24 protein-coding genes and 1 pseudogene are annotated in these 25,858 nt (G+C 64.8%); 21 read left to right on the top strand and 4 right to left on the bottom strand.

All coding sequences use genetic code 11. From position 1 onward, the window contains the following. Positions 1-95: 95 nt before the first annotated feature. The 13 genes from urtC to AC2T4A_RS08320 all read left to right on the top strand — a co-directional run bounded on the left by urtC (position 96) and on the right by AC2T4A_RS08320 (position 14,376). Positions 96-1,166 carry an urea ABC transporter permease subunit UrtC gene (gene urtC / locus AC2T4A_RS08380; RefSeq protein ID WP_486743079.1) on the top strand — a complete coding sequence of 357 codons (1,071 nt, stop codon included), beginning with the start codon at positions 96-98 and terminating at the stop codon, positions 1,164-1,166. A 145-nt stretch (positions 1,167-1,311) separates the two neighbouring features. Beyond that, positions 1,312-2,166: an urea ABC transporter ATP-binding protein UrtD gene (gene urtD / locus AC2T4A_RS08375; protein WP_416750308.1), complete on the top strand. Its 855-nt coding sequence runs from the start codon at positions 1,312-1,314 to the stop codon at positions 2,164-2,166. A 108-nt stretch (positions 2,167-2,274) separates the two neighbouring features. Further along, complete coding sequence (urtE, locus tag AC2T4A_RS08370) at positions 2,275-2,973, top strand: urea ABC transporter ATP-binding subunit UrtE (RefSeq protein ID WP_478378650.1); 699 nt, start codon at positions 2,275-2,277, stop codon at positions 2,971-2,973. Between the two features lie 176 nt (positions 2,974-3,149). Continuing rightward, the gene (locus AC2T4A_RS08365; RefSeq protein WP_416750312.1) at positions 3,150-3,602 is read left to right on the top strand and encodes a GNAT family N-acetyltransferase; all 453 of its coding nucleotides are present in this window, start codon (positions 3,150-3,152) and stop codon (positions 3,600-3,602) included. 221 nt (positions 3,603-3,823) lie between these two features. Further along, positions 3,824-4,657 (top strand): urease accessory protein UreD, encoded by an 834-nt coding sequence (locus tag AC2T4A_RS08360; protein ID WP_486743078.1) that lies wholly within the window; start codon positions 3,824-3,826, stop codon positions 4,655-4,657. Between the two features lies 1 nt (position 4,658). After that, on the top strand, positions 4,659-4,961 hold the full coding sequence (locus tag AC2T4A_RS08355; protein WP_017518207.1) for an urease subunit gamma: 303 nt from the start codon (positions 4,659-4,661) through the stop codon (positions 4,959-4,961). Positions 4,962-5,043: 82 nt separating this feature from the next. Continuing rightward, on the top strand, positions 5,044-5,550 hold the full coding sequence (locus tag AC2T4A_RS08350) for a GNAT family N-acetyltransferase (RefSeq protein WP_478378648.1): 507 nt from the start codon (positions 5,044-5,046) through the stop codon (positions 5,548-5,550). Beyond that, on the top strand, positions 5,547-5,852 hold the full coding sequence (locus AC2T4A_RS08345; RefSeq protein WP_331317618.1) for an urease subunit beta: 306 nt from the start codon (positions 5,547-5,549) through the stop codon (positions 5,850-5,852). The genes AC2T4A_RS08350 and AC2T4A_RS08345 overlap by 4 nt, the downstream gene beginning before the upstream one ends. Positions 5,853-6,015: 163 nt before the next feature. Continuing rightward, on the top strand, positions 6,016-7,716 hold the full coding sequence (ureC, locus tag AC2T4A_RS08340) for an urease subunit alpha (RefSeq protein WP_486743077.1): 1,701 nt from the start codon (positions 6,016-6,018) through the stop codon (positions 7,714-7,716). A 143-nt stretch (positions 7,717-7,859) separates the two neighbouring features. Beyond that, on the top strand, positions 7,860-8,186 hold the full coding sequence (locus tag AC2T4A_RS08335; RefSeq protein WP_416750323.1) for a hypothetical protein: 327 nt from the start codon (positions 7,860-7,862) through the stop codon (positions 8,184-8,186). A gap of 346 nt (positions 8,187-8,532) precedes the next feature. After that, positions 8,533-11,301, top strand: coding sequence for an autotransporter outer membrane beta-barrel domain-containing protein (locus AC2T4A_RS08330; RefSeq protein ID WP_486743076.1), 2,769 nt, complete (start codon positions 8,533-8,535; stop codon positions 11,299-11,301). Between the two features lie 307 nt (positions 11,302-11,608). After that, positions 11,609-12,214 carry a biliverdin-producing heme oxygenase gene (locus AC2T4A_RS08325; RefSeq protein ID WP_486743075.1) on the top strand — a complete coding sequence of 202 codons (606 nt, stop codon included), beginning with the start codon at positions 11,609-11,611 and terminating at the stop codon, positions 12,212-12,214. Then, positions 12,211-14,376 carry a GAF domain-containing protein gene (locus AC2T4A_RS08320; protein ID WP_486743074.1) on the top strand — a complete coding sequence of 722 codons (2,166 nt, stop codon included), beginning with the start codon at positions 12,211-12,213 and terminating at the stop codon, positions 14,374-14,376. Before AC2T4A_RS08325 ends, AC2T4A_RS08320 begins: the two co-directional genes overlap by 4 nt. A gap of 137 nt (positions 14,377-14,513) precedes the next feature. On the opposite strand, the gene AC2T4A_RS08315 is transcribed toward AC2T4A_RS08320, so the two are convergent. Further along, positions 14,514-14,780 (bottom strand): DksA/TraR family C4-type zinc finger protein, encoded by a 267-nt coding sequence (locus tag AC2T4A_RS08315; protein ID WP_478378642.1) that lies wholly within the window; start codon positions 14,778-14,780, stop codon positions 14,514-14,516. Positions 14,781-14,960: 180 nt separating this feature from the next. Between AC2T4A_RS08315 and AC2T4A_RS08310 the strand changes: the two genes are divergently transcribed. Then, positions 14,961-15,617: a hypothetical protein gene (locus AC2T4A_RS08310; RefSeq protein WP_486743073.1), complete on the top strand. Its 657-nt coding sequence runs from the start codon at positions 14,961-14,963 to the stop codon at positions 15,615-15,617. 25 nt (positions 15,618-15,642) lie between these two features. On the opposite strand, the gene AC2T4A_RS08305 is transcribed toward AC2T4A_RS08310, so the two are convergent. Further along, positions 15,643-16,506, bottom strand: a complete 864-nt coding sequence (locus AC2T4A_RS08305; protein ID WP_017518216.1) for an isocitrate lyase/PEP mutase family protein — start codon at positions 16,504-16,506, stop codon at positions 15,643-15,645. Positions 16,507-16,713: 207 nt separating this feature from the next. Between AC2T4A_RS08305 and AC2T4A_RS08300 the strand changes: the two genes are divergently transcribed. The 4 genes from AC2T4A_RS08300 (at position 16,714) to AC2T4A_RS08285 (ending at position 19,301) form a co-directional block, all read left to right on the top strand. Beyond that, positions 16,714-17,979, top strand: a complete 1,266-nt coding sequence (locus AC2T4A_RS08300) for an Hsp70 family protein (protein ID WP_486743072.1) — start codon at positions 16,714-16,716, stop codon at positions 17,977-17,979. 72 nt (positions 17,980-18,051) lie between these two features. Beyond that, positions 18,052-18,270: a hypothetical protein gene (locus tag AC2T4A_RS08295; protein ID WP_486743071.1), complete on the top strand. Its 219-nt coding sequence runs from the start codon at positions 18,052-18,054 to the stop codon at positions 18,268-18,270. A gap of 87 nt (positions 18,271-18,357) precedes the next feature. Then, positions 18,358-18,702 (top strand): osmotically-inducible lipoprotein OsmE, encoded by a 345-nt coding sequence (gene osmE / locus AC2T4A_RS08290; protein WP_416750340.1) that lies wholly within the window; start codon positions 18,358-18,360, stop codon positions 18,700-18,702. Between the two features lie 143 nt (positions 18,703-18,845). Further along, positions 18,846-19,301, top strand: a complete 456-nt coding sequence (locus AC2T4A_RS08285; RefSeq protein ID WP_486743070.1) for a GyrI-like domain-containing protein — start codon at positions 18,846-18,848, stop codon at positions 19,299-19,301. A 218-nt stretch (positions 19,302-19,519) separates the two neighbouring features. On the opposite strand, the gene AC2T4A_RS08280 is transcribed toward AC2T4A_RS08285, so the two are convergent. Beyond that, entirely contained in the window at positions 19,520-21,610 is a 2,091-nt protein-coding gene (locus AC2T4A_RS08280) for an AsmA family protein (protein ID WP_486743069.1), read from the bottom strand. Between the two features lie 295 nt (positions 21,611-21,905). Between AC2T4A_RS08280 and AC2T4A_RS08275 the strand changes: the two genes are divergently transcribed. From AC2T4A_RS08275 to AC2T4A_RS08265, 3 genes and pseudogenes are all read left to right on the top strand, one after another. Beyond that, the gene (locus AC2T4A_RS08275; RefSeq protein ID WP_416750346.1) at positions 21,906-22,439 is read left to right on the top strand and encodes a ferritin-like domain-containing protein; all 534 of its coding nucleotides are present in this window, start codon (positions 21,906-21,908) and stop codon (positions 22,437-22,439) included. Between the two features lie 344 nt (positions 22,440-22,783). Next, positions 22,784-23,551 carry a hypothetical protein gene (locus AC2T4A_RS08270; RefSeq protein WP_486743068.1) on the top strand — a complete coding sequence of 256 codons (768 nt, stop codon included), beginning with the start codon at positions 22,784-22,786 and terminating at the stop codon, positions 23,549-23,551. A 331-nt stretch (positions 23,552-23,882) separates the two neighbouring features. After that, positions 23,883-24,194 (top strand): annotated as a pseudogene (locus tag AC2T4A_RS08265) (phage infection protein); the annotation flags it as partial. Between the two features lie 264 nt (positions 24,195-24,458). On the opposite strand, the gene AC2T4A_RS08260 reads toward AC2T4A_RS08265, so the two are convergent. After that, positions 24,459-25,769, bottom strand: coding sequence for an MFS transporter (locus AC2T4A_RS08260; protein ID WP_416752469.1), 1,311 nt, complete (start codon positions 25,767-25,769; stop codon positions 24,459-24,461). Positions 25,770-25,858 lie beyond the last annotated feature (89 nt).

Raw genomic sequence — 25,858 nt, 5'->3', positions numbered from 1 at the left:
TCAGCCCTTGCTCGCGAACCCGCCCAACTCCGAAGCCAACGGGAAATCTGTTCGCGAGCAAGCTCGCTCCTACAGAAAGCCGGGGAGACTTATTCGTGAACCAGCCACTCACCGTGACGGCCGCGCAGAAGGCCGGCCCGAAACTCACCGCGGGCATCGTCGGCGCCGCGCTCATCGCGCTGCTGATCCTGCCGCTGCTGCACCTGTTGCCGGAAAGCAACGCGCTGCACCTGTCGGCCTACGGGCTGACGCTCACCGGCAAGATCCTCTGCTACGCCATCGTCGCCCTCGCGCTGGACCTGGTCTGGGGTTACGCCGGCCTGCTGTCCCTGGGCCACGGGCTGTTCTTCGCCCTGGGCGGCTACGCCATGGGCATGTACCTGATGCGCGAGGCCGCCGGCGACCAGTTGCCAGCCTTCATGACCTTCCTCTCCTGGACGGAGCTGCCCTGGTACTGGGCCGGCACCCAGCACTTCATCTGGGCGCTGTGCCTGGTGGTGCTGGCGCCCGGATTGCTGGCGCTGGTATTCGGCTTCTTCGCCTTCCGCTCGCGGATCAAGGGTGTGTACTTCTCGATCATGACCCAGGCGCTGACCTTCGCCGGCATGCTGCTGTTCTTCCGCAACGAGACGGGCTTTGGCGGCAACAACGGCTTCACCAACTTCCGCAGCATCCTGGGCTTTTCCATCACCGCACCGGGCACGCGGGTGGCGCTGTTCATCGCCATCGTCGTGCTGCTGGCGGCGAGCCTGGCCATTGGCTTTGCCCTGGCGCGCAGCAAGTTCGGCCGGGTGCTCACCGCCCTGCGCGACGCGGAAAACCGCCTGATGTTCTGCGGCTACGACCCGCGCGGCTACAAGCTGTTCGTCTGGACATTGTCCGCGGTGATCTGCGGCCTGGCCGGCGCGTTGTTCGTGCCGCTGGTGGGCATCATCAACCCCAGCGAGATGTCGCCGACCAACTCCATCGAAGCTGCCGTGTGGGTTGCCCTCGGCGGGCGCGGCACGCTGATCGGCCCGCTGCTCGGCGCTGGCGTGGTAAACGGCGCGAAGAGTTGGTTCACCGTGGCCTTCCCCGAGTACTGGCTGTTCTTCCTCGGCGCGCTGTTTATCGTGGTCACCCTGTACCTGCCGCGCGGCATCATCGGCCTGAGGAAATCATCATGATCGCTACTGCGCATCCCGACTGCGGCGTTGCGCCGCGCTCACTCCTCACCGTACTCCATCGTACTGTCTCGTCGCTGTGCGCGGCGCGCCTTGCAGTCGGGATTGCTCGCGACGCGCTCCTGACGATTTCCGCGGAGAAAGAGCAATGAGAGCGGTCCCCCACCTGATGCTGGAACCGGCCTACGATCCCAACCGCGACCCTGGCGCCAGCCGCGATGCCATCGGCATCGGTTCGAGCGCCAGCGGCCAGCTGGACGTGCGCCACGGCACCATCCTGACCCTGGAAGACATCAACGTCAGCTTCGATGGCTTCCGCGCCCTGCGCGACCTCACGCTGTACATCGGTGTCGGCGAGCTGCGCTGCATCATCGGCCCCAACGGCGCGGGCAAGACCACGCTGATGGACGTGATCACCGGCAAGACCCGCCCGGACAACGGCAAGGCGTACTTCGGCGAAACCCTCGACCTCACCCGCATGAGCGAGGTGGAAATCGCCCAGGCCGGCATCGGTCGCAAGTTCCAGAAGCCCACGGTGTTCGAGGCGCTCTCGGTGTTCGAGAACCTGGAGCTTGCGCAGAAGACCGACAAGTCGGTGTGGGCCAGCCTCAAGGCGAAGCTCTCCCGCGAGCAGAAGGACCGTATCGAGGAAGTGCTCACCACCATCCGCCTGCACGAGTCGCGCAATCGCCCCGCAGGATTGCTGTCCCACGGGCAGAAGCAGTTCCTGGAGATCGGCATGCTGCTGGTGCAGGAGCCGCAACTCCTGTTGCTGGATGAACCGGTGGCGGGCATGACCGACGCCGAGACCGAGTTCACCGCCGAGCTGTTCAAGTCCCTTGCCGGCAAGCATTCGCTGATGGTGGTGGAGCACGACATGGGCTTCGTCGGCAGCATCGCCGACCACGTCAGCGTGCTGCACCAGGGGCATGTACTGGCCGAGGGTTCGCTGGAGGAAGTGCAGGCGAACGAGCAAGTGATCGAGGTTTATCTGGGCCGCTAGTACGACGGCGGATGAAGCGTTCCGCTTCATTCGCCCGACGCCGCAAGCAACCGTAGGGCGCATAACGCGCAGCGTTATCCGCCGCAGCCGAATGCAAAGGAAACACCCATGCTGCAAGTCGACAAACTCCACCAGTATTACGGCGGCAGCCACATCCTCCGTGGCCTGTCGTTCGACGCGAAGATCGGTGAGGTCACCTGCCTGCTCGGCCGCAACGGCGTGGGCAAGACCACCCTGCTGCGCTGCCTGATGGGCCTGGTGCCGGCCAAGGAAGGCAAGGTCAGCTGGGAAGGCAAGCCGATCACCGGTTTCAAGCCACACCAGCGCGTGCACGCCGGCATCGCCTACGTGCCGCAAGGCCGGGAAATCTTTCCGCGCCTGACGGTGGAGGAAAACCTGTTGATGGGCCTGTCACGGTTCAGCGCCAACGAAGCCAGGGCGGTGCCTGAACACATCTACGAACTGTTCCCGGTGCTCAAGGAGATGAAACAGCGCCGCGGTGGTGACCTCTCCGGCGGCCAGCAGCAACAGCTCGCCATCGGCCGCGCACTGGCCAGCAGGCCACGCCTGCTGATCCTCGACGAGCCCACCGAAGGCATCCAGCCGTCGGTGATCAAGGAGATCGGCGCGGTGATCCGCAAGCTCGCCCAACGCGGCGACATGGCCATCCTGCTGGTGGAGCAGTTCTACGATTTCGCCGCCGAACTGGCCGACCAGTACCTGGTGATGTCCCGTGGCGAGATCGTCCAGCAGGGCCGGGGGGCGGATATGGAAGCCGAGGGCGTACGCGGGCTGGTGACTATCTAGGCCGACGGGGTTCGCGAGCAAGCTCGCTCCTACAAAGAGCATGCAGACCCGATCTGTAGGAGCGAGCTTGCTCGCGAACCACACCCACGCCCACGCTGAGACGACCTGTCACTGGCGCATGAGCGCGGCGGATGGCAAGCTGCCAGGCCCCGTACTGGATTTTTCTGGAGTTCGTCATGCCCCTCGTCCTGCGCCCCGCCGTCAATGACGACGCCGGATTCGCCGCAGTCTGCGTGGCAGCCGCCTACGCCCAGTGGATTCCCAAACTCGGCCGCAAGCCCGGTCCGATGCTGGACGACTATCACGCCATCATCGCCGAGGACCGCGTGCTGATCGCCGAGCAGGACGGCGTGCCCGTCGGCCTGCTGGTGATGCGCGAGACCGACGAAGGCTTCCTGCTCGACAACATCGCCGTGCTGCCCGAGTGCGCCGGCCAGGGCATCGGCCGCGTGCTGCTGATCCACGCCGAGGAAACCGCCGCCCAGTTGGGCTTCAGCTCCCTCTACCTGTACACCAACGAGCGCATGGTGGAGAACATCGAGCTCTACGCGAAGAACGGGTACCAGGAGTACGCGCGCAAAGTCGAGAACGGCTTCCGCCGCGTGTACATGCGCAAGCAGCTAGGCTGAGGCGCGGCTCTTGTAGGAGCGAGCGCACCACCATGGTGCGCATTGATCGAGGACGCACCGCAACCGCGCCCGTACCTGACCGATCGGACAATCACCCTGGGCACCCCATACCCCGCGCCGAACGGGCCCTGCGGCACCTTGTGCAGGCGCCACGCACTATCCTGGCGCATCCCGGCACGCTGATTGCTCTGTCCTGAGCATCCTTCGTTTCGAAGCTGCCCATGAACGCACCGGCCATCCTCTTCCATCCTGCCTGGCACGCCGAGCTGGAGCTTGCCTACGCTCGCTTCGGCGATTGCACGCGGCCGGTCACCCGGCGCCACCTCGGGCCGCTGCGGGTGCAGAAGCACCTCTATGCGGAAGGGCCGCAAGTCTGTCAGCACATCGTCGTGCATCCGCCTGGCGGCATCGCTGGCGGCGACACCCTGAGCCTCGACATCCGCGCCGGCAACGACAGCTGGGCGCAGCTCACCAGCCCCGGCGCGGCCAAGTGGTACCGCGCCAACTGCGTGGCGAAACAGCAACTGGACATCCGCGTCGGCCCCGGTGCCACGCTGGAATGGCTGCCGCAGGAAACCATCGTCTACTCCGGCGCGCAGGCCGAACTCACGACCCGTATCGATCTCGAAGCCGACGCCCGATTGTTCTACTGGGACGTGGTCGCCCTCGGCCGCCCAGCCAGTGGCGAGCGCTTCGACGAAGGCCACTTCGCCGCCGCCCTGGACATCCGCCGCGACGGCCAGCGCCTGTGGCACGAGCGCCAGCGCGTGACGGGTAGCGACCGCCTGCTCGATTCGCCCATCGGCCTCGCCGGCCACCCGGTGATGGCGACGCTGATCGCCAGTGGGCAGATCGATGCGGCGCTGCTCGAAGCCTGCCGCGCCGTGCCCTGCCAGGGGCGCGGCAACCTCACCCAACTGCCCGGCCTGGTGGTCGCCCGCTGCCTCGCCCATGAGGCGCTGCACGCCCGCGCCTGGCTCATCGAACTCTGGCGTCGGCTGCGGCCGGCGCTGCTCGGCCGCGAAGCCGTTCTTCCCCGAATCTGGAGCACCTGAGATGGACCTGACGCCCCGCGAAAAAGACAAGCTGCTGATCTTCACCGCCGGCCTGGTCGCCGAACGTCGCCTCGCCCGTGGTGTGAAACTCAACTACCCGGAGGCCGTGGCGCTGATCTCCGCCGCGCTGCTCGAAGGCGCGCGAGATGGCCAGACGGTCGCCGACCTGATGCACTACGGCACCACGCTGCTGAGCCGTGAACAGGTGATGGAAGGCGTGCCGGAAATGATCCCGGAAATCCAGGTGGAAGCCACTTTCCCGGACGGCACCAAGTTGGTCACCGTGCATCAGCCCATCGCCTGATCGCGCGCCATCCAACAAGGGGGCAGCGACAATGGCGGATGAAGCCTTCCGCTTCATTCGCCCTACGTATAGAGGAACCACCATGCTCATCCGCGACGCCAGCCAAGCCGACCTCGGCAGTCTGCGCGACATCTACAACGACGCCGTGCTCAACACCACCGCCATCTGGAACGAGGTCGCCATTGACCTGGAGAACCGCCGCGCCTGGCTGGAACTGCGCGCGCAGCAGGGCTTCCCGGTGCTGGTGGCCGAAGATGGCGGCGAGGTGGTGGGCTACGCCAGCTACGGCCCGTGGCGCGCCTTCGACGGTTTCCGCGAGACGGTCGAGCACTCGGTCTACGTACGCGCCGACCAGCGCGGCAAGGGCCTCGGCCCGATCCTGATGCACGCACTGATCGAGCGCGCCCGCGCCCAGAGCCTGCACGTGATGGTCGCGGCCATCGAAAGCGGCAACGCGGCGTCGATCCGCCTGCACGAGCGCCTGGGCTTCATCACCACCGGGCAGATGCCGCAGGTGGGCCAGAAGTTCGGCCGCTGGCTGGACCTCACCTTCATGCAATTGAACCTCGACTCACGGAGCGTCCCATGATCCCTGGCGAATACGACATCCAGCCCGGCGAGATCGAACTCAACGCCGGCCGCCGCACGCTCGCCCTGACGGTGGCCAACAGCGGCGACCGGCCGATCCAGGTCGGCTCGCACTACCACTTCTTCGAGACCAACGACGCGCTGCTGTTCGACCGCGACGCGGCTCGCGGCATGCGCCTGAATATCCCGGCCGGCACAGCCGTGCGCTTCGAGCCGGGGCAGAGCCGCGAGGTGGAGCTGGTGGAATTGGCGGGCGAGAGAAAGGTTTACGGATTTGCCGGGCGGGTGATGGGCGCGCTCTGAGCTAAATGCCACATAGAGCCCCTCTCCCCCGCCCTCTCCCTGAAGAGAGGGAGAAAGCAGCGCGAGCAGTGAGTCAGCACAGTGCACCGATCAGCCCCCTCTCCCTTCAGGGAGAGGGTTGGGGAGAGGGCAAACCAGCGCAAGGACCGACCAAGGAGCCCCGATGAAGATCAGCAGACAAGCCTACGCCGACATGTTCGGCCCCACCGTCGGCGACCGCGTCCGCCTGGCCGACACCAACCTGTGGGTCGAAGTGGAAAAGGACTTCACCGTCTACGGCGAGGAAGTGAAGTTCGGCGGGGGCAAGGTCATCCGCGACGGCATGGGCCAGGGCCAGCTGTGTGCCGCGCAGGTCGTCGATACCGTGATCACCAACGCGCTGATCATCGACCACTGGGGCATCGTGAAAGCCGACGTCGGCCTCAAGCACGGTCGCATCGCCGCCATCGGCAAGGCCGGCAACCCGGACATCCAGCCCGGCGTCACCATCGCCGTGGGCGCCAGCACCGAAGTGATTGCCGGCGAGGGCATGATCCTCACCGCCGGCGGTATAGACACGCACATCCACTTCATCTGCCCGCAGCAGATCGAAGAGGCGCTGATGAGCGGAGTGACCACCATGATTGGGGGCGGCACCGGGCCGGCCACCGGCACCAACGCCACCACCTGCACCTCCGGCCCCTGGCACATGGCGCGCATGCTCCAGGCCGCCGACGCCTTCCCGATGAACATCGGTTTCACCGGCAAAGGCAACGCCAGCCTGCCGCTGCCACTGGAAGAACAGGTGCGCGCCGGCGCCATCGGCCTGAAGCTGCACGAGGACTGGGGCACCACTCCGGCGGCGATCGATAACTGCCTGTCCGTGGCTGACCGCCTTGACGTGCAGGTGGCGATCCACACCGACACCCTGAACGAGTCCGGCTTCGTCGAAACCACCCTGGCCGCCTTCAAGGGCCGCACCATCCACACCTACCATACCGAGGGCGCCGGCGGCGGCCACGCGCCGGACATCATCAAGGCGTGCGGCTTCGCCAACGTGCTGCCCAGCTCGACCAACCCGACGCGGCCGTTCACCCGCAACACCATCGACGAGCACCTGGACATGCTCATGGTCTGCCATCACCTGGACCCGAGCATCGCCGAGGACGTGGCCTTCGCCGAATCGCGCATCCGCCGCGAGACCATCGCCGCCGAGGACATCCTCCACGACCTCGGCGCCTTCAGCATGATCAGCTCCGACAGCCAGGCCATGGGCCGCGTCGGCGAAGTGATCACGCGCACCTGGCAGACCGCCGACAAGATGAAGCAGCAGCGCGGCGCGCTGGACGGCGACGGCGCGCGCAACGACAACTTCCGCGCCAAGCGCTACATCGCCAAGTACACCATCAACCCGGCGATCACCCATGGCGTGGCCCATGAAGTGGGCAGCATCGAAGTGGGCAAGCTGGCCGACCTGGTGCTCTGGCGCCCGGCGTTCTTCGGCGTGAAGCCGAGCCTGATCCTCAAGGGCGGCGCCATTGCCGCGAGCCTGATGGGCGACGCCAACGCCTCGATCCCGACGCCGCAGCCGGTGCACTACCGGCCGATGTTCGCCAGCTACGCCGGCAGCCGCCACGCTACCTGCCTGACCTTCATCAGCCAGGCCGCGTTCGACCTCGGCGTGCATCACGAACTGGGCCTGCGCAAGAGCATCGGCGTGGTGAAGGGCTGCCGCAGCGTGCAGAAGACCGACCTGATCCACAACGCGTACCTGCCGCACATCGAGGTCGATGCGCAGAACTACCAGGTGCGCGCGGACGGCCAGTTGCTCTGGTGCGAACCGGCGGACGTGCTGCCGATGGCACAGCGGTACTTCCTCTTCTGAGAGAAGCTGCTGTAAGGACAGACTATTCCGAAGACCGACTCCGAAGATTGCGACACATTGCCGGCTTCCGCTATGGCGCAATGATGGCTACCCTGCGGCCCCCTGGGAAAGAGTCCCAGGGGTTTCAATCTCAGGAGAGTCATGTGAAGTTCACCCGTATCGCCGCCACCCTGCTGGCCACCGCCGTTCTCGCCGGCTGCACCGGCACCCCGATGAAGACCCAGAGCTACAGCCCCGACCAGTACACCGTGGTCGGCCACAGCGAAGGCAAGGCCACTGGCATCCTGCTGTTCGGCTTCATCCCGATCCAGCAGAACGACCGCTTCGTCCGCGCGCAGAACGCCGCGGTCAAGACCAAGGGCGGTGATGCGCTGATCAACACCCAGGTGCAGGAAAACTGGTTCTGGGCCTGGGTCCTGACCGGCTACACCACCACCGTTTCCGGTGACGTGGTCAAGCTGAACAAGTAAGGCTCCGCTGTTTTCCCGGACCGGCGCGCCATGCCCGGTCCGGCTTCATCCCTTGCCATAAATCAAGCTTTGCGCCATCCCCCGCCTCACCGCCCGCCGATTGAGATTCGTCTTATTCGGCTACCTGAACGCGCGCTGAACAATGTGCCCACTGATCCGGCAAAGCCTTACGCGGCGGCCGATCTGGCGTGGCGCGACGGCTCGCAGCCATGCCTCCCCAACGCAACTTCCAGTGAAAGCAGGACCCCGATCCGGAGTACTCCGATCCCCCGCCAGGACAGGCTCACACAGGCGCTGGAAATCCGCCCCGCATCGCCACTCGGCGACGGGTGCAAGGAGGTTTGCAATGCGCTTTACCAAGACCCTTCTGGCCACGCACATCGCGCTGGCCATCGCCCTGGCGGGGCAAGTGGGCACAGCCAGTGCCACCTGCACCACCAGCGGTGACGGCAAGACATACACCTGCGACGAGACCCTGTGGTGGGGGCTCGATAGCGCTGTGGAGAGCGTCCACGTCGATACCGGCAACGCACGCGGCAGCATGGGCCCCATGGCAGGCTTCGCCATGTACGGCAACGGCTCGAGCTGGAACCTGAAGGAAGCGACGCTGATGACCGGCACCGTCTCGGGCCTGCTCAGCGGTTACAAGGCCGATGCCATCCAGGCCAACATCGGCACGAACAACATTTCCATCGACAAGCTGACCATCGTCACCAAGGGCTCCTCGGCTGACGGCATCAACGTCACCGAGAATGCCTACAACTCCACGGTGACCATCGGCGACAACGCCAGCATCACGACTTCCGGCATGGGCGTGCGCGCCAATACCTCGAAGAATGGCGGCACCAACCGCATCCTGCTGGGTAAAGGCGCGGTGATCGCTACCACCGGCAGCGGCACCAATGGCAGCGATGGCAATGGCTACGCGGTCTATGCCGGCAACCGGGACAGCGAAGCACTGTTGTACAAGGGTGATGCCGAAGTGCGCATCGACGATGGCAGCACCATCAGCACGACGGGTTCTTCCGCCCACGCCGTGTTCGCCAACCGCGGCGGCGAGATCCACCTGGGCAGCACTGATATCACCACCGGCAGAAACAACGCCTACGGCATCTATGCGCAGACCCTGGAAGACTTCAATGGCATGCGCGGCGGCAAGGTGCATCTGTATGGCGACACCAAGGTCACCGTGATCGACGGTACCCGCGCCATGTCGGCCAACGGCGCGGACTCCAGCATCGTCTCGGAGAATGCTGCGATCTACGTGCTGGACAGCAGCGCCGCACAAGACCTCGCCAACCGCAAAGGCGTGGCCCTCTATGCCGAGAACCAGGGCAAGCTGGACCTGAAGATGGCTGCCGGCTCCTATCTCAATGGCACCACCAGCACCGCCACCGATGGCGTGATCGACCTGGCCATGGACGGTGCTTCCAGCCAGTGGTTCATGACCGGCAACTCCAACCTGACCAACCTCACGCTCACCGATGGCGCCCAACTGGTCTATGACCGTCATGACGAACACGGCGCATACACCTACAAGACCCTGACCGTGGACGGCGACTTCACCGGCGGCGGTCACCTGGTGATGAATACCTACCTGGGCGACGACACGTCCGAGACCGACAAGCTCGCCATCAGCGGCAGCACTTCGGGCGATACGCGCGTCACCGTCAACAACACCGACGGCCCCGGTGCCGAAACCCTGGAAGGCATCCAGATGATCACCGTGGGCGGCACCTCCGCTGGCGAGTTCAAGTCCGACCGGGTCACCGAGGGCGGATACGAGTATGTGCTGCGTCGTGGCGGCAGCTTCGTCGGTTCCACTGGCCGGGACAGCGACTGGTACCTGACGTCCTACAAGCCGACCGAGCCGGAGCCGGAAGATCCCGATCCGGTCGACCCCGGCCCTGAGGATCCGGGCCCTGTCGATCCGGGTCCGGAAGACCCCGGTCCCGTCGATCCAGGCCCCGAAGATCCGGGTCCGGAAGACCCCGGTCCCGTCGATCCGGGCCCCGAAGATCCGGGTCCGGTCGATCCGGGTCCTGAAGAGCCGGGCCCCGTCGATCCAGGTCCTGAAGAGCCAGGTCCGGTTGATCCGGGCCCGACCGACCCGGTGCCGGAAAAACCCGCGCCCAACGACAAGGACCGCGTGCGTCAGCCCGAAGGTGGTAGCTACACCGCCAACATCGCGGCGGCCAACACCATGTTCCTGCATCGCCTGCATGACCGCACCGGCAACCTGACCTACGTCGACCCGGATACCGGCAAGGAAGTGACCTCGATGCTGTGGATGCGCAACGTCGACGGCTCGACCCGCTGGGAAGACAGCACCGGGCAGCTGAAGACCGAGTCCAACCGCTATGTGCTGCAACTGGGCAGCGACCTGTACCGCAAGGAAACCGACAACGGTGACTGGGTATTCGGCGTGATGGCCGGCTACGCCAATGGCAACTCCACCACCAAGTCGCGCATCACCGGCTACCGCTCGCGCGGCGAGATCGATGGCTACAGCCTGGGCGTGTACGGCACCTGGTACGAAAATAAGGAGGACGAAAACGGCGCCTATGTCGACAGCTGGGTTCTCTACAACGAGTTCGACGCCGACGTGAAGGGCGATCAACTGGCCAAGGAAAGCTACGACCTCAAGGGCATCACCGCCTCCATCGAGGCCGGCAAGACCTTCGAAGTGGCCAAGACCGAGAGCGCTACCTACTACGTGCAGCCGCAGGCGCAAGTGGTCTACATGGGCGTGAAGGCTGACAGCCACCGCGAGGCCAACGGCACCAAGGTCACCGGCAAGGGCGACGGCAACGTCATGACCCGTCTGGGCGCCCGCGCCGCCGTGCGCAGCAACCAGGAAGGCGGCTTCGCCAACACCTACGGTGTGGAGCCCTACGTGGAAACCAACTGGATCCACAACTCCAAGGACTTCGGCGCGAAGATGGGCAGCACCAAGTTCGAGATGGACGGCGCCAGTGACATCTTCGAAGTGAAGCTCGGAGCCACCAGCAAGGTGAACAGCCGAGTCAACGTCTGGGGTGAAGTGGGCCACCAGTTCGGCGACAACGGCTACCGCGACCAGGCCGTGACCGTGGGCTTCAAGGTCAACTTCTGATCCTGTCGTGAACCAGGGCCGCCGCACGCAACGTGCGGCGGCCCTTTTTCTCATCCCGCTCCTGTAGGAGCGAGCTTGCTCGCGAACCCCGGCACACGGGATGCGGCCCCTTGGCCACATGCCCTCTTCGCAGGAGGGAGCCAAGCGCGGAACCAGACACATCCAGTGAGGCGGTTCGCGAGCTTGCTCGCTCTTACAGGAGTGAAAACCCTGACGACTCAGTCAATTTTCTTCTGTCAGCCCGGTCGTACACCTCTGCTGCTATGCTCTGATGCTCGAAGAAAAAGGTAGACCTGCGATGACGGCGATGACTTCCCAGACGAACGACCGCCCGGGCATCTCGCCCGCGCTGGCCGCGTTGCGCGCCGCCACCCATGCGCTGCATGCCGACCTCGACAGCCGTTCGCCATTCGGCGGCGTGCTGACCCACGCCGACTACCTTGACCACGCCGCCCGCGTACTCGTCTGGATGCGCCCATTGGAGCAGTCGCTCTGGCCCCTCTGGCCGGATCAGCACGATGCCCGCCTGCGGCGCGGCAAGAGCCAGTGGCTGGAAGCCGACCTGCAGGCTGGCGGCCACCCCCTCGACACACTGCCCGAGTGCCCCGTGGCACCAACGCCAACCTGCCTGGCCGAAGCCTTCGGCATCGCCTACGTCGCCGAAGGCGCGACACTGGGCGGGCGCGTGCTCTACAAACGTCACAAGGCCTCTCTCGAGCCCCTGCCGCTGCACTGGCTGCAAGGCTATGGCGAACACACCGGCGAGCGCTGGACCGCCTTCCAGCGCCAGCTCGCCGAGCAGGTCAGCACGCCCGAGGACATCGCCCGCGCCCAGGCTGCGGCGGTGCGCGCGTTCACCTCCTTCCGCGATTGGGTGCTGGACGCCGCGCCGAAACGGGCGGTCCTGGCATGAGCGAGCAGACTGTCACCCTCGCCAACTGCGAGGACGAACCCATCCATGTGCCCGGCGCGATCCAGCCTCACGGCGCACTGATCGCTCTCGACGAGCAAGGCCGAGTGCTCGGTTTCAGCGACAACCTCGGCACCCTGCTGGGCATCGCCCCGCAGCGGGGCGAGCTGCTGGCGGAGGCCGACGTCGGCCCCGGCGTACTGGCGATGCTCGCCGAGGGACTGAGCGTGGAAGGTCCCTGGGTCAACAGCGTGGAAGCGCGGATCAACCGGCGCTTCTTCGACGTGATCGGCCACAGCCATGACGGCGTGCGCTACCTGGAGTTCGAACGGCGGGCGGCCGGCACCGCGTCCTTCACTACCTTCGCCCTGAATGCCCAGCGCCTGGTCAGCCAGCTACAGCTGCGCAACGACGTCGAGAGCCTGCTCATCAGCGTCACCGAGGAAGTGCGGCGGATGACCGGCTACGACCGCGTCATGGCCTACCGTTTCAACGAGGACGACTCCGGCGAGGTGGTGGCCGAATCCCGCCGCGAGGACCTGGAAAGCTACCTCGGCCAGCGCTATCCGGCGTCGGACATCCCCGCCCAGGCCCGCCGCCTGTACCTGCAGAACCCGGTGCGGCTGATTGGCGATGCGGCCTACCAACCGGTGGCTGTGCACCCGACGCTGAACCCGAGCAGCGGCAAGCCGTTCGACCTGAGCTTCAGCACCCTGCGCAGCGTTTCGCCGATCCACTGCGAGTACCTCGCCAACATGGGCGTGCGCGCCTCGATGAGCATTTCCATCGTGGTCGGCGGGCGGCTGTGGGGACTCTTCTCCTGCCACCACATGAGCCCCAAGGTGGTGCCCTACCCGATCCGCATGTCATTCCAGGTGTTCTCCCAGGTGTGCAGCGCCATGGTCGAGCGCCTGGAACAGGCGCGCACCAGCGAACTGCTGCGCCAGGCCTCCGAACGTCAGCAGGCGCTGCTGCGTCGCACCCGTGACTCCGACGACCTGCTCAGCGCCCTGTCGCGCCCCGGCGCCAGCGTCGCCGACCTGCTGCCGTGCGACGGCGCGGTGGTGATGCTCGGCGGACGCGCCAGCAGCATCGGGGGGGATTTTGAGGCGCTGGCGGTGGCCATGGTCGCCGAACTCCAGCAGCACGACGACCTTGACCTGTTCCACAGCGACCGCCGCCAGGACCTGCCCGACGCCCCACACGACCCGCGTTACTGCGGCGTCATGGCGATTCGTTTCCACCGCCAGGAATCGGGTTGGATCGTCTGGCTACGCCTGGAGCAGGTGCACCGCATCCGCTGGGGCGGCAAGCCGGAGAAAATCGTCAGCACCGGCCCCTCTGGCCCGCGCCTGACGCCGCGCGGTTCGTTCGAGGCCTGGGAGGAAGTGGTGCGCGGGCGCTCCATGCCCTGGACCGGCATCGATCTGAGCATCGCCGACAAGCTGCGCACCGAACTGGTGGAGCTGTGCCTGAACCGCGCCGGCGAGATCGACCGCATGCGCCAGCGCCTGATCGCCGTGCTCGGCCACGACTTGCGCAACCCGCTGCAATCGATCTCCATGGCCGCTGCCATGCTCTCCTCCAGCGATGTGCGAAACGCCGAACTGCGCCAGCACATCACCTATTCCAGCAGTCGCATGGAGCGGCTGATCAGCCAGATTCTGGAGATGAGCCGCTTACAGAGCGGCGCGGGAATGACAGTGAAGCCGGTGGCTGCCGACCTCTCGCGACTGGTGCGCGATATCGTCCAGGAAACCGACGTGGCCTATCCGGGCCTGTCCATCGAAACCGCCATCGAAAGCGGCGTCGAAGCCCAGGTCGACCCGGACCGTTACCTGCAAGTGGTGGCCAACCTGCTGAGCAATGCCCGCCACCATGGCCGCCCCGGCCGCCCGGTGCTGGTGGAGCTGTGCCGGCAGAACGACGTCGCCCGGCTGAGTATCCTCAACGAGGCCGAAGCGCTGGATGAAACGCGCATCGCCAATCTGTTCGAGCCGTTCAAGCAGGACGCCGGCGGCCACGGCCGCAACAAAAGCGGGCTGGGCATAGGCCTGTACATCTCCCAGGCCATCGTCAACGCCCATGGCGGCCGCATCGAAGTGGAACAGGCCGACGGCATCATCACCTTCAATGTGCTGGTGCCACTGCGACCAGCGCCCTGATACCACAAAGCCCTGCAGCAGCGAGCTTGCTCGCGAACCGCCCCGAGCCTCGGTGCCCTGCCAGGGTTCGCGAGCGAGCTCGCTCCTGGAATGCAGAACGGCGCCTCGGGGCGCCGTTTTCATTGGACAAAGAAAGCTCAGCGCAACTGGCTGTCCTTGCTGCCGCGACGGTTGTAGCCGCTGTGCGCGGACTGTTCCTTGTCGTGCTCGGCCTGACAGTTCACGCACAGGCGCACGCCGGGAATGGCCTTGCGGCGCGCATCGGGAATCGGCACATCGCACTCTTCGCAGTGGGTCAGGCTCTCACCTTTGGGCAATTGGCTGCGCGCCCGGGCGATGGCGTCCTCGATGGTGCTGTCGATCTGTTCCTGAACCGCTCCGTCGTTTGCCCAACCACTGGCCATGACGACCTCCCATACCTTGCTCAGTATTTGTACAGATATGACGGTTGAGATCGCGCTTTGCAAGGGCAGCGTCAGGCAGGAAAGCGAAACTTCGGGCGCGTTATATCGGATTTATCTGACATCCACTCCGGAGACGGACCTCGAAAATGTCGGCACTTTCGATAACTCAAGGACCACGTCATGCGCCGCCTCTCCGCGCTGCTGAGCTGCCTGCTGCTTACAACCACCGCTGCAATCGCGCTGGCGGGCGAGCCGGAAACGTTCACCACCGATCCGTTGATGAAGGACATCGAACGCTATCTGCTGCTGTACAGCGCCACCGGCGATGAGCGGTTCCTGACGCGCCTCGATAATCTGGGCACGGCCTTTGCCGACAAGCTCGCCGCCCAGCGCAACGCCACCGCCCTGAAGGACATCTGGACGCTCTATCAGCAGACCCTCGCCAAGGTACGGGATGCCTACAACAAGAAGGGGGTCGACCTGCCCACCGCCGTCCGGCAAACCCGCGAGGTCGCCCAATTGTTCGACAGCTTCCTGGAGGCCGGTGCAGACACATCCTCCAAGCTGCACATCGACCTGCGCGAGCTGGCACTGCTGGAGGCGCGCAAGGCCAATGGCAAGCTGTTGGGCGAGCCGGCCGATGAAGAGTCGCAGCAGATCCTGGCATTGCAGCAAGCCATCCAGTCCCAGCTCGAGGCCATGCCAGCCGGCAACGAGCGAGATGCGCTGCTGATGCGCTGGACCTATCTGCGCAAAGCCGAAGGCCCCACGGGCACCCTGCTCTACCCGTTCAACGCGCAGATCGAATACCTCACACGCCATCTGCCCCAGAGCTGATGTGCCGGGGAACTGCGGCGCGACCTTACTCTTTCACTTCCATGTATTCACGAGCCCAGATCTGGTACTCCTCGGGCAGCGTGTACTTCTTCGCCAGCTCCGAAGCGGTGAGGTCGGAGGCATGCACGCCACGCTGCTCGCGCAGGCAGTCGTAGGTGGCCTTGATCGCGGCGAAGTAGGCGGCGTGACCGTCGACCACGATGCGCACGCCCAGCTCGGCCAGGCGCGCGTCATCGCGCAGCTCGGGATTGCCGTAGGACACCAGCATCAGCGGCACGGACAGGTGGCGGGAGATGGCTTCCAGATGGTCGAAATCACGGATGCCGACCATGCAGATGCCGTCGGCGCCGGCAGCCTGGTAGGCCAGGGTGCGGCGGATCACGTCGTCCACTTCCAGCACTTCGGCGTTGGTGCGGGCGATGATGGCCATTTCCGAATCGATGCGCGCTTCCAGTGCCGCGCGGATCTTGCCGACACCTTCCTCGACCGGGATCAGGTCGGTGGACTTGCGCCCGAATTGCGCCGGCAGCAGGGTGTCCTCGATGGTCAGTGCGGCCACGCCGGCGCGTTCCAGCTCGACGATGGTGCGCATGGTGTTCAGCGCGTTGCCGTAGCCGTGGTCGGCGTCGGCGATCACCGGCAGGCGGGCGACACGGCCGATGCGGGTGGCCTGCTCGGTGAATTCGCTCAGGGTAATCAGCGCGAAATCAGGCGCCGCCAAAACTTGTAGTGAAGCTACAGAACCGCCCAGGATGCCTACTTCGAAACCCAGGTCGCCGGCGATACGCGCCGACATGGGGTCGAACACCGAAGCGGTGTGATAGCAGGCTGAAGAATTCAGTAAGGCGCGGAAATCCTTGCGCAATTCGTGGAAGGAGGCTCTGTGCATGGTGGGATCCAACGGCTAATACGGGGTGGGAGAACGGAAATCAGATAGTGGAAAACTCTTGTAGGAAAACTACAGGAACACAATGTAGCAAAACTACAAGCTACTCCCCAAGCCCTCTTTGCCACCATCGCTTCCCGACGGATACCCTGAATTTCGGCAAACACTCGCGTACACTGCGCGGCCGTTTTTTCTCCGGACACTCGCCCCATGTTCCAGACCACAGCTGCCCGCGCCCTGGGCATCGACTTCGGCACCTCCAACTCCACCGTCGGCTGGTGGCGCCCGGACACCGAACCGCTGATCGCCCTGGAAGACGACAAGATCACCCTGCCCTCGGTGATTTTCTTCAACGTCGAGGAACGCCGTCCGGTGTACGGCCGCCTGGCCCTGCACGAATACCTGGAAGGCTACGAAGGCCGCCTGATGCGCTCGCTGAAAAGCCTGCTGGGCTCCTCGCTGCTGAAAAGCGAGACCACCGTGCTGGGCAGTGCCATGCCCTTCAAGGACCTGCTGGGGCTGTTCATCGGCGAACTGAAGAAGCGCGCCGAAACGGTCGCCGGGCGCGAGTTCGAGTCCGTCGTGCTGGGTCGCCCGGTGTTCTTCGTCGACGACGATCCCAAGGCCGACCAGGAAGCCCAGGACACCCTGGTGGCCGTGGCGCAGAAGCTCGGCTTCAAGGACGTCTCCTTCCAGTACGAACCCCTTGCCGCGGCCTTCGACTACGAGCGCAGCATCCAGCGCGAAGAACTGGTGCTGATCGTCGATATCGGCGGCGGTACCTCGGACTTTTCGCTGGTGCGGCTGTCGCCGGAGCGTCGCGAAGTGGCCGACCGTCAGGGCGACATCCTCGCCACCGGCGGCGTGCACATCGGCGGTACCGACTTCGACAAGCAGCTGAGCATCCAGGGCGTGATGCCGCTGTTCGGCTACGGCAGCAAGATGAAGAGCGACGCTTTCATGCCGACCAGCTACCACCTCAACCTCGCCACCTGGCACACCATCAACGCGGTGTACGCGCAGAAGTCCCAGCTGGCGCTGCAGAACATGCGCTACGACATCGTCGACGCCACCGGCATCGACCGGCTGTTCAAGCTCATCGAGCAGCGCGCCGGCCACTGGCTGGCGATGCAGGTGGAGGCCAGCAAGATCGAGCTATCCGACGCCGAGCGCCGCGACATCGACCTGGCGCGTGTCGAAGCCGGCCTGGTCGCAGAACTCAGCCGCGAACTGTTCGAAGGCGCCATCGGCCCGCTGCTCGAGCGCGTGCGCGGCAGCATCAGCGAGCTGCTCAATAGCGCCGACGTGAACCCGGCGCGGGTCGACACGGTGTTCTTCACCGGCGGCTCCTCCGGTGTGCCGGCGCTGCGCCAGAGCGTGGCAGCCATGTTGCCCAATGCCCGTCACGTGGACGGCGACCGCTTCGGCGGAATCGGCAACGGCCTGGCCATCGAGGCGATGAAGCGCTACGGCTGAGCGGCCGCTCACTGACGGGAATGCCGCCATACGCTAGTGTGGCGGTAATCCCCCTCGCGCCCGGAGCCCGCCATGCGTATCGCCCAACTGACCTGCCTGCTGCTCCTGTCCGCCGCGCTTTCCGCCTGCGGCCTGGGCGAGACCGCCGCCACTGCGGCCACCACCGCCAACCTGCAGGCCAAGCAGGCGCAACAGGCCCAGCAGCAGATGCAGCAGCTCAAGCAGCAGGTCGATGCGGCCAACGCGCAGAACCAGCAGCGCCTGGACGACGCCCTGAAGGACACCCAGTAAACGCCGTACCGCACAGATTTCTTGAACGCCGGATCATCGCCTAGGCTCCAAGTTGAGCGAGTGAGTTGCTCAACCAAGGAGAACACCATGTACAAGCGATCACTGCTGGCGCTGTTCGTACTGGCCTCGGTGGCGGGCTGTGCCTCCACCAAGGTGCAAAACCCGGTCAACTACATCACCTTCCGCGACCAGCCTCTGGTGCGCAATGTCGAGAAGGGGATGAGCCAGGAAGAAGTCCTGAAGATTGGCGGCACCCCGTCTTCCACGCAGAAGCGCCTGATGAAGCCGGGCAGCTGCAACAGCTACATCCTCAGCAAGGATGGGCAGCAACAGCCCTTCTACGTGAGTTTCGACAGCAGCGGCCGGGTTGACGGCTCGGGCTTCATGACCTGCTCCGAGCTCGACCGCCACGAGCGCGACGCCCAGCCGTGACGGACCTCCATTTGTGACGACATTGCCCTCGCCAGCCGGCGGGGGCTTTTTCATTCGGCATGACGCCACAGTCCGGGACACCGGGGATATTCGCGCCGCGCGGTGGCCGTCTATCATCCCAGCAGCCACTTCAGGAGCCGACCATGAAATACCGCATCATCGAACTGCCCGCCTTCGAAGTGGTGGGCATGGACTACCGCGGCAGCGCAGCGGGCGACAGCATCGGCCAGCTTTGGCAACGCTTCCTGCCGCGCGAGGCGGAAGTCGCCGCCAGCGCGAAGGACAAGACCGCCTATGGCGTCTGCACCCAGCTGCCGGGCGGTGAGTTCCACTACATCGCGGGGCTGCCGGTGGACGCCGGCGCCGTCGTGCCCGACGGCATGATGAGCGTCGAGGTGCCCGCGCAGAAGTACGCGGTGTTCACCCATATCGGCCCGGTCGCCGCCATCGCCGACAGCTTCCAGGCCATCTACTCCAGCCTGCTGACCCGCCACGGCCTGGAGCCGAAGAAAGGCGTGGACCTGGAGCGCTACACCGAGCGCTTCCTCGGCCCGGAAGACCCGGCTTCGGAAACCGACCTGTACGTGCCGATCTACTGACACCACCCGCGACCGCATTTTGCTTCCTGTAGGAGCGAGCTTGCTCGCGCCCCCCGGCTGGCATCGAAGCTGAATAGGACGCATAACGCCTCGAGTGTCATGCGTCCTGCTCACCGAGACGATCCGCGTCCGCTTTTTGTAGGAGCGAGCTTGCTCGCGAACAAACTCCGTCGTGAGGCGGTTCGCGAGCAAGCTCGCTCCTACAGGATCACCGCCTTTTATTTGCGCGTGGCCGGCGTGGGCGCCTTCGACGGCTGCTTCATCTGCTGCAGCAGCGCAGCACACTGGTTGTCGTCCTGCTTGCTCGGGGCGATCAGGGCCAGCAGCGCCGCCGCCGGAGCCACCGCCACGCCGAGGGCGACCATGCCCGCGCCCCGCGCCGCCAGCGGCAGCACATGCACGCCGGCTTTCGGGTTCTTGAAGGTGCCTTGTACATAAAGCGGCGAACGCAGGGAGAAGATGCGCACGCCCTTGCTCTGCGGCGTGATGTCCAGGTCCAGCTGCTCGGTGGCGAAGTTGGCGGTGCCGTCCACCGTGATGATCGCGTTCTCGGTATCGAAGGCGAACACCCGTGGCTTGGCCAAACCGTTGGTGATGCCCACGTCAGCGGCGGCGCAGTTGATCTTCACTTCGTCATCGCCGAACAGCTTGTTCACCACGTAGTTGCCCACGTTGAGCCCGGCGATCTCCATCAGGCTGCGGCTGATGCGGCCATCGTTGACCAGCAGCTTCATCTCGCCGTTGGCGCCGGCCAGGATGGTCGCCACCGAGTTGCCGGTGCCAGTAATGGCCGCATCGCCGTTCAGTTCGCCGAAGCTCGACTGCATCGGCGCGAAGCTGGGGAACAGCTCCTTGAGCTTGAAGCTGCGCGCCTGCAGTTGGACCTTGCTCTGCAGCGGCGTCTTGCCGCCGTCCAGGCGGATGTGTGATTCCAGTGTGCCGCCGGCCACGCCGAAGCGCAGCGGCTCCAGGTTCAGCAGGCCGTCGTTGAGCACCAGGTGGGTATAGAGGTCGCTGATCGGCAGCTTGTCGCTGTGCACGATGCGCTTGCCGGTGAACTCGACGTCGGCATCCATGGCGCGCCAGCGATCGGTGCGGAACTCTTCCACCGGCAGCACCTTGTCCGCCGGCTGGCGGGTGCTCTGGCCACGCGCCTGCTTCTGCTTGTTCGAGTCGGCGCCGATCAGCGGCCCGAGGTCGGCCATGCGCAGCTGGTCCGAACGCAGCTTGCCGGAGAGCTTGGGCCGCGGCTGCCGATTGACGAACACCAGGTCGCCATGCAGATCGCTGTCCCCCACCTTGCCGTTGAAGTTTTCATAGTGGAATTGCGCGCCCGCCGAATCGTGCAGCTCGGCCTTCAGGCGGCCATCGGTCTCGTAGGCCGGGGTGTCGGGCAGGGTCACCCCGGTCAGCGGGAAGAGATTGGCCATGCTGGTGCCGGCCAGCTTCAGGCGCAGGTCGAGCGCGCCAAGATTGAGCGGGTCGGTCAGGGTCCCGACAATGCTGGCGCGGGTGCTGCCGGCAGAGACGTCCGCCTGCACCGGGAAGGGCTTGGCCGCGTCCTGCAGGGCAAGCATGCCGCCGACCTTGCCCGAACCATTCAGGGGCAGGCCCTTGTACTGACCCTTGAGCTTCCAGCCGAACACATAGTCCTGGGTTCCGGCCTTGTCGCCGCCAGCCAGCGCCTTGCCCGCCAACTGGCCGAAGGGCACCGGCTTGCCGAGCGGGTCCACCACCAGCTCCAGGCGCGTCTTCAGGCTCTGGTCATCAAGGGTGACGTTGCCCTTGTCGAAGCCGATCTCGCCGATATCCAACTTCCACGGCGACTTCTCCGGCATCGCGTTGGGGTCTTCATCCTTCTTCGGCAGCTCGAAGACCCAGGTCGCGCGGCCGTCCCCCAGACGCAGGAGGTCCGCGCTGGGGCGGGTGAGGACGATCTGCGGGATGTTCACCGTCTGCCAAAGCAGCGGCAACGGGGCAAGGCGAAACTCGACTTTCTCCAGGCTGGCAAAGTTGGGCGACCGCGTCTTGCCGGCCGCCCAGTCGGGGTTGCCCAAGGTGATATCGGCGGCGCTGAAGTGCGGCCACGGCACGTAGGCGCGCCAGCCGCTTTCCGCAGGTTCCGTGCGCCAGAACACCTGCAGGTCGCCGTTGATGGCGAACGGGCGGCCCAGTTCGGCCGAGACCTTCTCGTTGATGGTCGGCTTCACCCGGTTCCAGTCGAAGGTGGCGATGAACACCACCAGCGCGGTGATCACCGCAATGAAACCCGTGAAGCTCCAGAGGCAAATTCTTTTCCCGCGCGTCATACCTGAACTCCCTGCTTGCCGCGTCGGTGGAAGCAGCAACGTCCCCACGCCGCTGCCGGTATCAATGGCCGCCTGAGCATGCCGGGCCGGCATTCTCCCTTGGCCTGTCGTCTTGGACCAGCATAGCGAGGCGATGGCTCCCGCAATCTGTGCAGCAAATGCTCCTGGCGAACCTGCCGGAGAAAAAAACCAAACTTTCCCACCGGCCCATGACTCACAACCTTGTGACCCGAATCGTGCCGCGCGCCACCGCAGCGCCGGCCCGTCACAAGTCCCGCCGTTAAGGAGATAGCTGATGAACCAGGCCCAACTGACCGACGTCCAGACCCTGCGCCAGAGGGCGCGCCAGAACATCGAAGAAGGCGCGGTGACCGAGGGCTACCATGCCGACCGCAAGACCGTGCTGCGCCTGCTCAACGAGTCGCTGGCCACCGAACTGGTCTGCTACCTGCGCTACAAGCGCCACTACTTCATGGCCACCGGCCTGAAGGCCAGCGTGGCCGCTGCCGAATTCCTCGAGCATGCCACCCAGGAACTACAGCACGCCGACCAGCTGGCCGAACGCATCATGCAACTGGGCGGCGAGCCGGACTTCAACCCCGAAGGCCTGTCCCAGCGCTCCCACGCCGAATATGTGGCCGGGGCGAACCTGCGCGAGATGATCACCGAGAACCTGGTCGCCGAGCGCATCGCCATCGACAGCTACCGCGAGATCGTGATCTACCTCGGTAACGACGATCCGACCACGCGCCGCCTGTTCGAAGAGATCCTCGCGCAGGAAGAAGAGCATGCCGACGACATGGCGGACCTGCTTCAGGACCTGAAATAGCCTTTCCCCGCATCCCCCCAATCGCCCGCATCGATGCCCGGCCCGCGCCGGGCATCCTGCTTTTCCCCCTGCCGCTCAGCGAAAAGCCCCGATCCAGAGCCTCTGCAACCCATCGCACTCACAAACACATCGATTTATCAGATACTAACAATGGCGCCGATACTGCCAATCGAAGGCATTGATAGAAGTCAATTTTTAAAGTCAACTTGTTGATTTTAAATAAATAAATCAACAATCATCCATATCGATAGCGACTATCTTCCAGCATCGTTTTTCAATCGATTATCCAGAACAGATACTGAGCCCGTGTCCAACGAACTCCCCACTCTTTCTGGAGCCGCATCATGAAACGCACCCTCGTACTTGGCTTTGCCCTCTCCGTACTTGCTGCCAATGCCGCTTTCGCCGGCTCCCAGCAGGAATCCCCGGTCATCAACGCCAGCCAGACTCAGATCATTGTTCAGGACGGCGCCGAACGCACCCTGGACCAACAGCAGAAGCAACTGGACGCTGCCAAGGCGCGCATCGCCGAAAACGGTTCCAGCCAGTCGGTTGATCGCCTGATCCAGAAAATGAACGTTGCCGAGAATGGCTCCAGCCAGACCGTCGACCGCCTGCACAAGCAACTGGGCGTGGCTGAAAACGGTTCGAGCAAAACCATCGACCGTCTGCACAGCGACATGAGCGTGGCCGAAAACGGTTCGAGCCAATCGGTTGATCGCCTGCACCAGCAGATGAACGTCGCCGAGAACGGCTCCAGCCAGACCGTCGACCGCCTGCACAAGCAACTGGGCGTGGCTGAAAACGGTTCGAGCAAAACCATCGACCGTCTGCACAGCGACATGAGCGTTGCCGAAAACGGTTCGAGCCAATCGGTTGACCGCCTGCACCAGCAGATGAACGTCGCCGAGAACGGCTCCAGCCAGACCGTCGACCGCCTGCACAAGCAACTGGGCGTGGCTGAAAACGGTTCGAGCAAAACCATCGACCGTCTGCACAGCGACATGAGCGTGGCCGAAAACGGTTCCGAGCACACCGTCGACCAACTGCACAGCAACATGGTGGCCGAATCCGGTGGCGATACCGTCTTCAACGCCCACCTGAAGGCGTAACGCTGCACGCAGTACACCGCAAGGTGAGAGAAAAGCCCGGCCCCGCCGGGCTTTCTTATCACTCAGGATCCGCAAAACCCTGCCATCGATAACAGGCCAGCCGTGATTTGTAACGGCGTCTTGCCTGAAACCTCCTGAAACACGCCTGCAAACGCCGCCCTAGAGCGGTTTTCGTCGTTCCATCATTGGCGGCGATAGTTGAAATTAGCCGGCTAAATAATCGACATCACTGATGCTCTGTATTACCCAGCATCGTTTTTAAATCGATTTATCCGAAGGGAAAATAACCCTGTAGCCAAAACATACCGCCCCCCTTTCGGAGCCACTCAACATGAAAACCAAGATCGCCCTCAGCCTTGCACTCACCTCCCTGATGACCGCCAGCGCCGTCTTCGCCGCCCCGGCCATCCTCAACAACGGCCCGCGCAGCACTCATCAACTGCAGCAGCAGAGCGCTGAACCCCGCGTCGCCGAGAACGGCTCCGACCGCACCATCGATCGCCTGCACAAGCAAATGGGCGACGCCCGCGTCGCCGACAACGGTTCCGAACGCACCATCGACCGTCTGCACAAGCAAATGGGCGACGCCCGCGTCGCCGACAACGGTTCCGAACGCACCATCGACCGTCTGCACAAGCAAATGGGCGACGCCCGCGTCGCCGACAACGGTTCCGAACGCACCATCGACCGCCTGCACAAGCAAATGGATGACGTCCGCGTGGCCGAGAACGGCTCCGAGCACACCATCGACAAACTGCACAGCAACATGGTCGCCGAGTCCGGTGGCGACACCGTGTTCGATGCCCACCTGAAGCGTGTTTCCTGATCCAGCGAAATACGCCGCACAGGCGAAAGAAAAGCCCGGCATCTGCCGGGCTTTCTCATTTCCGCGATTCGCTGAGCGCGATCAGCTCTTGTTCTCGGCGCTGTCCGGCTCGCCATCGGAGCGGCCAATGGTCGCCGGCGCTTCCACCACCAGCTCATCCGGCACTTCCTCGACACGCGGGTCCAGCGCTGCGGCCATTGGGCTGACGGTATCGGGCATCGCCACGTGGTGCAGCGGTGCTTCGTCGACACGGTGCACACCGGTGACGCGCTTGGGCTGGACCCAGAAGATCAGGATCAGCGCATAAGCCGACACCAGCATGTAGAACATGCCCGGGCCGAAGTGGCGCATCATCGCGCCGGCGAACAGCGGGCCGATACAGGCACCGACGCCGTAGGTGGTCAGCAGCATCGCCGACAGCGCCACGCGGCGCGATTGCTCGACATGGTCGTTGCCCAGCGCCACGGCCAGCGGGTAGAGCGTGAACAGCAGCATGCCGGTGACGAAACCGTTCACCAGCAGCAGGGTATAGGGCAGCTCGATCAGGCCCCACATCGGCACCGCCGCCAGGCACAGCAGCAAGGCGTTGGCGCGGATCAGCCAACTGCGGTTCACCCGGTCCGACAACCAGCCCAGCGGCCACTGTGCGCAGAAGCCGGCGACGATGCACATGCCGACGAAGAAACTCGCCTGTGATGTGTCCAGGCCATTGCGTGCCGCATACACCGGCGCCAGGCCGTAGAAGGCGCCGACCATCAGACCGGCGACGAAGATGGTGCCCAGCGACTGCGGCACGCGCTTCCAGAAGAAGCCGATCTCCAGCGGCGCCGCCACCAGCTTGGCCGGGTGGACGCGGCGGGTGAGCGCCAGCGGGATCAGGCAGGACGAGAAACAGATGGCGACCAGCAGCAGCGGCTTGTAATCCAGCGCCGGGCTGAGCGCCAGCAGGCCCTGGCCGACCACCAGGCCGGCGTCCACCGCCACCATGTAGCCGGCGAACACCTTGCCGCGCTGGTGCCCTTCGGCCTGCTCGTTGAGCCAGCTCTCGATGACCATGTACTGGTTCATCATCACCGCGCCCATCACGAAGCGCAGGACGATCCACACCTCCAGCTGCGAGACCAGCGCGTGGATCAGCACGATCACCGTCGCCATGCCGGCGCAGGCCACGTAGGAACGGATATGGCCGAAGCCGGCGATCAGCTTGTGGCCGAACTTGCCGCCACACACCAGGCCGAAATAGTAGGCCGCCATCAGGCCGCCGACCCACAGGTCGCTGACGCCTTCCTGGGTGAGGCGCAGGCCCATGTAGGTGGTGAACAGGCCGGAGCCGGCGAGCATCAACAGCGTGGCGGTATAGAGCGCAGGGAACGTGACGAGCGGGCTGAACATGGCGAGTCCGGCAGGCAGAGAGGGATGGGATTGTGGCGGCATCGGCGACCGCCCGGACATCGGACAGCGCAGGTGAGGCAAAGATCACA

This window comes from Pseudomonas sp. PVC-3-1, assembly GCF_057444315.1.
This window is presented reverse-complemented; position numbering and strand designations above follow the sequence as displayed.